Source organism: Loktanella sp. DJP18, from assembly GCF_049310965.1.
In the GTDB taxonomy this organism is placed as follows: Bacteria; Pseudomonadota; Alphaproteobacteria; order Rhodobacterales; family Rhodobacteraceae; genus Loktanella.
Genome location: NZ_JBMERN010000266.1, coordinates 1 through 2378, shown reverse-complemented (window position 1 = coordinate 2378; position 2378 = coordinate 1). Strand labels below are relative to the sequence as shown.

Genomic DNA, 2378 nt, shown 5'->3' with positions numbered 1-2378 from the left:
CAGGTTATCACTTCTCAAATCCGGAGGCATCCATGCACGCGACCGAGATCAGCCCCCTCACCCGAAAGCTCTCGGCCTTCGTTGCGTTGTCCGACGGTGATCTCGCCGTGCTTGATCGACTTCACCAGAAGCGCAGGTCCTTCCGGGCTGGACACGACATGGTTCTTGAGGGTCAGACCGAGCAGGCCGCCTATATTTTGGCTGCCGGATGGGTCTGCTCCTATAAGCTACAACCTGACGGGACACGCCAGATCATCGACTTTCAAATCCCGGGCGACTTTTTGGGTTTGCGGAGCGTGCTGCTGCGGACGTCAGACCACAGCTTTGAACCGATCGTCGATATTCTGGCCGCCGAAGTTCCAAAGCAGGATCTTCTTGAGGCCTTCTCCAAGACCCCTCGACTGGCCACAGCTATCCTGTGGGTCGCGTCTCGCGATGAAGCGATGGTCGTCGAGCATCTGGTCCGCCTCGGCAGCCGCGATGCAAGTAAGCGCGTGGCTCACTTTTTGCTTGAACTGAGTGCGCGGCTGACGCTCGTGGGTTTGGGCAGCAAGTTGGGATATGCATGTCCGCTCAAGCAATATCATCTCGCAGACGCGCTGGGACTGAGCTCTGTGCATGTCAATCGGGTGCTGCGCGAACTTCGGGAAGCAGGCCTGGTCAGCTTCAAGGAGGGTCAGGTGAAGTTCATGGATCATGCAGGTTTAGTAAAACTGGCAGATTTTGATCCGGCCTACCTTGATGAAACCGGCCCTCTGCTCATGTGATCGTGTATTTAATAGTTTCCGGTCTGATCAGTTTCTCTTCGATCGCCATATGGATATTCCGTGGCAAGCCCTCGGTTTTTTCTTCCGGAAGGACAGGCGACAATGGCAGACCAAATGTGTGTTTTGGGACCAGACGATCCCGGCCTGACCGCGGGGCGTATCCCCCGTCCTTGCAGTTCCGGCCCATCCGACGTTCGCAACCCAGACAGCGTGTTGCGTTACACAACGCAGCGTATTGCTTACTCCAGACACAACACGACCATCGCTGACATCGAGCACATGATTGTGCGTACTGGCCTGGGGGACCATGCCGCCTTCTCCGCCCTCTATGTTGCGACATCTGCAAAACTCTTTGGCGTCTGCCTCAGGATCCTCGGCAATCGGACCGAAGCCGAAGACGCGCTGCAGGATGTATTCGTCAAGATCTGGAAGAATGCCCATATCTACCGGGTTAATGGGTATAGTCCGATGACCTGGTTGATAACCTTGACTCAAAATCTTTCGATTGACCGGTTGCGTATGCGCAAGGTCACCACATACGCCATCGACGAAATCCATAATATTGCGGACCCCGGACCAACTCCGGAAATGGCCGCGGTTCAAAAATCACAGCGGACACAGATCGACAGGTGTTTGCTGAGGCTCGATCCGGCGAATGCTGCTGCAGTGCGGGGTGCTTACCTTGACGGTGTGACCTATCAGGATCTGGCTGACCGTGCCGGGGTTCCGATCAACACGATGCGCACCAGGCTGCGCCGGAGTCTGCTGAAGATGCGGAGCGGTCTTACCCTTTAAATCAAAAGATTACCCCATGTGGCACGGTATCCCAATCCTGCCGGATGCGTCCGGCAGGCTCGTTTTCTCCTGTCCCTGACGTGGGGGCACTATTGCCCTGAGGCAGTGGGTTTCTGAGTCATGAGCTGGGATACATTGCCTGCCAATTTTGCCTTGCCGTTGAGATAGTAATACAGCGAATTTTGTGCTACATCAGAAAATTAAAAGATGGAGGAACCAATGCGTTACATCACAATTACCACGTGGGAAACTGCGAGTGGAGCCGACTACGAGATAGCCCTGCGCAATATCGAGGAAAAGCGCCTACCTGCACTGAAGAGTTTTGGGGCGAACCGAGTCACGATTATTCGCACCAGTGAACGTACCAGTGCTGCAATTACCGAGTGGCCTGACAAAGCGACGAGAGACGCAGCAGAGTTGAAGATCGATGAAGTGCGCAAATCCGTCCAAACGGACGATCAAACCCGGATGACTGGTGAGATGAAGGGCGAGATTGTGGCTGACGTCTAAGGGCGGTGATTTGAGGGGGGTGGCTGATACGGGCTCAATGATGTAACCGTCCCCCCACGGCATCGACGTGTCAAGGCGGGTCTGCAACGATCCACCTAGGAGAACGGATAAGTCGGGTATCATCACGGTCGGGCTCAATCTGGCAAAGAATATGTATCAAGTGCATGGGGCTGACGGCACGGGCCGTGCGGTCATGTTCAGGAAGTTGCGGCGGGCCCAGGTACTGGAGTTCTTTTGCCGGCACTGTCAGAGGAAACCTGCTTGAGGCGGGCAGGGCGGGGCCGTAGCGTTTGGGAATGGCAAAAT

Annotated in this window: 4 protein-coding genes; 3 read left to right on the top strand and 1 reads right to left on the bottom strand. The window is 55.4% G+C overall.

Annotated elements, in window-relative coordinates:
* Window positions 1-32 precede the first annotated feature (32 nt).
* From ACOI1H_RS24945 to ACOI1H_RS24935, 3 genes are all read left to right on the top strand, one after another.
* Window positions 33-767, top strand: a complete 735-nt coding sequence (locus tag ACOI1H_RS24945; protein ID WP_422440960.1) for a Crp/Fnr family transcriptional regulator — start codon at window positions 33-35, stop codon at window positions 765-767.
* 102 nt (window positions 768-869) lie between these two features.
* A complete protein-coding gene (locus ACOI1H_RS24940; protein WP_422440959.1) occupies window positions 870-1562 on the top strand; it encodes a sigma-70 family RNA polymerase sigma factor in 693 nt (230 codons plus the stop codon).
* 219 nt (window positions 1563-1781) lie between these two features.
* On the top strand, window positions 1782-2072 hold the full coding sequence (locus ACOI1H_RS24935) for a hypothetical protein (protein ID WP_422440957.1): 291 nt from the start codon (window positions 1782-1784) through the stop codon (window positions 2070-2072).
* Window positions 2073-2142: 70 nt separating this feature from the next.
* Here ACOI1H_RS24935 and ACOI1H_RS24930 read toward each other — a convergent pair.
* Window positions 2143-2378: hypothetical protein (locus tag ACOI1H_RS24930; protein ID WP_422440962.1), on the bottom strand; the 236-nt coding region annotated here is incomplete at its 5' end.

What these genes read in the sequence shown, in the direction of transcription:
- ACOI1H_RS24945 (WP_422440960.1), top strand. Translation starts at nt 33, where the DNA reads ATGCACGCGACCGAGATCAGCCCCCTCACCCGAAAGCTCTCGGCCTTC.
- ACOI1H_RS24940 (WP_422440959.1), top strand. Translation starts at nt 870, where the DNA reads ATGGCAGACCAAATGTGTGTTTTGGGACCAGACGATCCCGGCCTGACC.
- ACOI1H_RS24935 (WP_422440957.1), top strand. Translation starts at nt 1,782, where the DNA reads ATGCGTTACATCACAATTACCACGTGGGAAACTGCGAGTGGAGCCGAC.